4 protein-coding genes are annotated in these 5,498 nt (G+C 51.1%); 2 read left to right on the top strand and 2 right to left on the bottom strand.

Translation table 11 applies throughout. From position 1 onward, the window contains the following. Positions 1-1,253, top strand: a 1,253-nt coding sequence (locus tag V6D20_06030) for a hypothetical protein (GenBank protein HEY9815345.1), incomplete at its 5' end; no start/stop codon positions are given. Next, positions 1,253-3,775, top strand: a complete 2,523-nt coding sequence (locus V6D20_06035) for a CHAT domain-containing tetratricopeptide repeat protein (protein HEY9815346.1) — start codon at positions 1,253-1,255, stop codon at positions 3,773-3,775. The genes V6D20_06030 and V6D20_06035, both read left to right, overlap by 1 nt. Here the strand turns inward: V6D20_06035 and V6D20_06040 are convergent. Continuing rightward, positions 3,753-5,159: a hypothetical protein gene (locus V6D20_06040; protein HEY9815347.1), complete on the bottom strand. Its 1,407-nt coding sequence runs from the start codon at positions 5,157-5,159 to the stop codon at positions 3,753-3,755. The genes V6D20_06035 and V6D20_06040 overlap by 23 nt on opposite strands. Before the next feature lie 35 nt (positions 5,160-5,194). Next, a partial coding sequence (locus V6D20_06045; protein HEY9815348.1) for a hypothetical protein occupies positions 5,195-5,498 on the bottom strand: 304 nt, incomplete at its 5' end.

Genomic DNA, 5,498 nt, shown 5'->3' on the forward strand with positions numbered 1-5,498 from the left:
TGGGTGATATTAATACAGAATTTTTTAATTCAGATGGCATGCGCCGTGGAGGTGGCCCGGTTGTCCTTGCTGCGCCAGGCGATATTCAAGTTGGATCGATTACGACGGGAGGAGAATTTGAAGATACGGAAGTGGGCGGCTTTGTTAGCCTGACAGCAGGACAAGATATTGAGGTCGTGACGATTGATACCTCAGGTTTTGATGGTGGGGATGTAACCATTCGCGCTGGTGGCACGTTTCGTGCAACGGGAACATTCCTGAGTGATGATGTTGATTTTGATCCTAGCAATGATGCGATTAATAGCGGGCCCGGAGACGGCAGCACCATTCCTGCTCGTCAAATTCCTACCAGCATCAATGCGACTGCTTTTGCCGGCGGTGCAACGATTACGATTGAACATGGTGGACGGGAGTTCTTGGTGGGCCCTATTTTTGAGCGAGACTTCGATGGCCGTGTTGTTTATGTGAATGATGCCGGTAATGTTGTTACCTACCTGAATGCAGAGGGTGCAATCAACCGAGATCCAGAGGGAAGGGTTGTTTTTACAGATGCTGATGGTAACGAAACCCTGGATGCGACTCCGCTTTATGCTTTCCTAGATGTTGATGAGTTATCCGATGATGTCAGCTATACTGCTGGCGCGATTACCTCCAATCAAGCCAATGCTGGAGCCGTTACCTCGTTTAGGGATCGCCCGTTTCTGACGGATGAGTCTGTATCTCTTGGAGATGGTCGAATTCAAGTTTTATCCAACTACACACCGCCGGACATTCCCGGTGGTGAGACTCCGGGTGGTGAGACTCCAGGCGGTGAGACTCCAGGCAGTGAGACTCCGGGCGGCGAGACTCCCGGCGGTGAGACTCCCGGCGGTGAGACTCCCGGCGGTGAGACTCCCGGCGGCGAGATTCCAGGCGGTGAGACTCCGGGTGGCGAGACTCCAGGGGGAGACTCTGGCGTCGATCGCCCCCGCCCTAATGAAACCCTCGCCAATGATCCCTGTAGCGCGAATTCCTTGTTAGCGTTTCAGGTTAGCAATGATGCCATCTTAGAACTGGATGATTCCATTGTTGCAGAGTTACAAACGAGTCGTGCGGGTCAAAATGCGTTGTGCAATCAGCCGGAACCGTCTCGCCCTAATCCCTTGCGATCGCCCTCCCAGAATGAACCTCAGTCCCAAGCTGTTCCTAATTCAGGCGCAAGCGATCGCCCGATGGAGCTACCGCAGGTTGACCAACCGGAGGTACAGATTTGATGCGGTGGCTAGTGTTGGCGTTACTGGGATTAGCGATCGCCCTTTTGCTTGCCCTACCGATGTCCCAGCCTACCCTAGGGGCTGAATCTCAATCCTTACCTGTTCCAGCTAGAGTGGATGTTACTGAGGGCGATCGCTGGTTTCAGATGGGTATCGACCAGTATCAAGCCCATGATTTCGAGCAGGCGATCGCCTCTTGGCAGCAAGCGCTTGAGATTTATCAGCAGATATCCCACACGGCCCAAATTCAGGCAACAGTTAGTAATCTTGGAGCTGTGTCCCTTGCTCTTGGGAACTATGCCGAGGCCGTCACCTGGTTAGAAATTGCCCTAGATTACGCACGACAGGAGGAAAATTCCCTGGCTCAGGCGCGCACGTTAGGTAACTTAGTCATTGCCCATCGTTCCTTAGGGCACTATGACCGAGCTATTGCCGTCAGTCAAGCAGCTCTGCAGATCATGCGAGACTTGGGCAACCGCTCCGGGGAGGAGCAGGTGCTCAGTAATCTTGGTAATGTTTATGAACGTATCGGTGACTATGACAGGGCGATTGCGACCTATCAACAGGGGCTGACTTTAGCGCGGGCATTAGGCGATCGCCAGGCGGAGGGAATTATCTTATCCAATCTAGGAGGAGTCTATGCGGCCCAAGGGGATCATGACCGAGCGATTGCTACCTATCTATCGAGTCTCGCCATTGCCCAGTCGATCCATGATGTAGCGGGGGAAGCCCATACGCGCCTCAATTTAGGATCCGCATACTTCATCACCCATCAAGATGCCCTAGCTCTTGATTATTATCAACAGAGCCTATCTCTAGCTCAAGCGCTAGGCGATCGCCCATTGGAAAGTCGTGTGTTGAATGCTCTAGGTATGGCGATGGCGGCAGTGGCAGACTATGAACGTGCCATTGTCTATCAAGAACGCAGCGTCGCGATCGCTCGGGTGGTGAGTGATGTAAAAGAGTTGGCTGCAGGCTTAAATAACCTAGGGCATAGCTTATTTGATGCAGGACGATTACCTGAGGCAGAGGCACACCTTAGGGAGGCGATCGCGCTTTGGGATCAGCTTCGAGACAATAACCGTATGAATGATCTCTATGCCATATCGGTGTTTGACACTCAGGTCTTTAGCTATAACCTCTTGCAGCAGGTGCTGGTAGAACAAGGAAAGATAGGGGAGGCGCTGGAGATCTCTGAGCAGGGGCGATCGCGGGCGATGTCTGCTATCCTAGCCGATCGACAAACTCAGGAAGGCGATCGCTCTCTAGATGTAGGAGGTGCAGAATCTACGCTATTTACCCTAGGCGACATTCGTCGAACAGCCCAAACCCATAAGGCAACTATCGTTGAGTATTCAATTATTCCAGATGATAGCTTTCGCTTCCAAGGTAAACAACGGGGGCGGGAACAGGAGTTATTCATCTGGGTGATACAACCGACGGGAGAGCTGAGCTTCCACCGAGTAGATCTCAGCAGCCTTTGGTCGGAGCGATATCCAACCTTAGCTAACTTAGTGGAGTTTGCCCGCCAGCGCTTGGGTGCCCGCAGCGAGGCTGCTCCCAGTCCCACCAATGCAGCACCAAATACTCGATTTATTGCTGCCCAACTGCGGCAGCTCCATGCCTTATTAATAGAGCCGATCGCTGATGACTTACCGACGGATCCTAGCGATCGCATTGTGATCATTCCCCATGAGTCTCTCTTCCTCGTCCCATTTGCGGCGCTCCAAGACTCAGATGGACGCTATGTGCTGGAACAGCATACCTTATTGACGGCTCCATCCATCCAGGTTCTAGCTCTTGCCTCTGATTCATCTCACTTATCTGATCAATCTCCACCTTGGAGCGTTGATCACCCTGCCTCTAGCCTAGTGGTGGGTAACCCAACCATGCCTATGGTGCGATCGCCCAGATCAGAGCCCTACCAGCTTGCACCCCTCCCTGGCTCTGAACAGGAAGCCATCGCGATCGCCGCTTTTTTAAATACACAGCCTCTGATTGGCGAAGCTGCTACTGCATCAGCGGTGCTAGAACGCTTACCTCAAGCTCGGCTGATTCACTTGGCTACCCATGGGCTGTTGAGCTATGTGGAGTATGATGCACCCTCTTCGTCCCTTGATCCTTTAGCATCAGTTAGCACATCGCTACGTTCCCCAGGAGCGATCGCCTTGGCTCCCTCGGATGATCATAATGGATTGCTGACGGCGGAAGATATTCGTCAACAACGTCTGAATGCTGATCTCGTGGTGCTGAGTGCTTGTGATACTGGTCGAGGACAGATTACTGGAGATGGGGTGGTTGGCTTATCGCGATCGTTCCTAGTGGCTGGAGCTGAGACGCTTGTTGTGACTCTATGGGCGGTGCCGGATGCCGCGACGGCCTTTTTGATGACTGAATTCTATCAACATCTTCAACATGGCTTCGATAAGCCTACTGCCCTGCGTTTAGCGATGTTAGCCAGTTTAGATAACTATCAGCAGCCCCTAGAGTGGGGTGCTTTTACGTTGATTGGGGCTCCCTAGGACTTGGCTTGATGATCACCATGATGCCGCTAGTGTTGCAATCACGACAAATAATTTGGAGATCATCCATGAGATCGACTGCGGATAGATGTCCAAAACGCTGGATGAAGTCCTCAACTCGGTGATCCATACAGGTATCTCTGGCTAGGGTCAATATCCAAGGACATTCATGGCCTAGGGTGTGGTGCTGATGCTTAAGGTGGGCTGTTTCATAACTCCAATGGTCAAGCGTGAAGGTCTGATCGTTGGAGGATAGGAGTAGACAGTGAAGGTTTTGGATCGCAAAGAGTGGTGTTGTTTGAGCGATCGCTTCGGGGCAGGGACGAACCTTGAGGAGCTGTTGGAGTAGGCTGACGGTGGCGGATGTATCGATCAGACTATCCAATTGAGCAGCCTGATCAGGCATAAGATTGCCAAGAATAATATAAATACCTTGTTCTGTATAACATGTGTCTAAAAAGTCTGTAGAACGGCGATCGCCCTCGAAGATTTCCCCAGCTATCTCAATGCCATTGGTCTGTAATCGGATACTATGATTCACCGTGCTTTGATAGGTTTGTGCCAAGGTGGAGATGGTTCTAAACCGTTCATTTTCCACAAGGCTGCGCTTGGCCCGCATCAAGGTCTCACCCATGACGCTACTCATGGTGCTCAAGGTATTACTGAGATCTCGAACCTCTTGAATCATATCGATGTCAAACCGTTGATTATAGTTGCCAGCGGCTACGACCTCGGCGGCATCCGCTAGCTGACGGATTTTTCGGGCCATAACGGTGGCAATGGAGAGCGTTAATACCAATCCAGTAACAACAATGACCGTGGTTGAAGCGAGCACTTTTTGCCGACTCATCGTCATTTGCTGTAGAAAGGGATTCGCGCTAATGCCAGTACAAAGGATGCTTGTGGGGGTGCCACGGTTGCTGAGTAGAGTACAGCTTTCTAGAATGGAAATGTCTGCATTCAAAAATCGAATGGGGCTAATCCAGATGCTATCGTCTTCCAGAGACTGAAGGGCTTCTGGGGGCAATGGCTGATGCTCATCTTGGGGATGCCCTGTGGAAAAGTGGTGAAGTAACTGTTGCCCATCCAGCGATCGCGTCAGAATATATTTGGCTTGCCCTCGGAGTAAAATACGCTCTAGACTGACCTCAAGGTCTTCGAAGGCTGTAGCGTTTTCGATGTCTTCAGGGCTGGAGGACAAACCATGATGAAAGCGATCGCCCTTCATAAATTCAGCAATGGCTACGGTTAGGGCCACACTTTCTTCCTCTAGGGCCCAACGATTTTCCTGCTGTTCCGATGTATAGGTTAAAAATCCATTGATGGCAGCTACGCTAATAAAAATAGGGAGAATTGCCAAAACGCTCTGAGTACGAATTTTCATAGGATGATCAAACTCATAGAGAACAGTGCAGGTGATTAGGTTATAAACAGCGACGGGGTATCACTAGGAATATGACAGAAGCCAAGTAGGAGAGATGGGCATTCATAAACCATGGTGAAAAAGTTTTCTTTCCTAAATAAGAGGCAGGTAGCACCTCCTGTATCTGCATGGAGGTCATGGGCGATCGCTCGATTGAACAGCAATGATTCTTGTCCAAATACCCTGGGTAGTTGGATGGGGGGAGATGCCTGAACGCAGAGACTCCCTTGGATGGTGATATAGAGGTAACTTAAGGGCCTACCTCCTCGGTAAACTAGGCTACCGGGTTCGTAGTGGCGC

It is taken from the genome of Candidatus Obscuribacterales bacterium (assembly GCA_036703605.1).
Classification (GTDB): Bacteria; Cyanobacteriota; Cyanobacteriia; order RECH01; family RECH01; genus RECH01.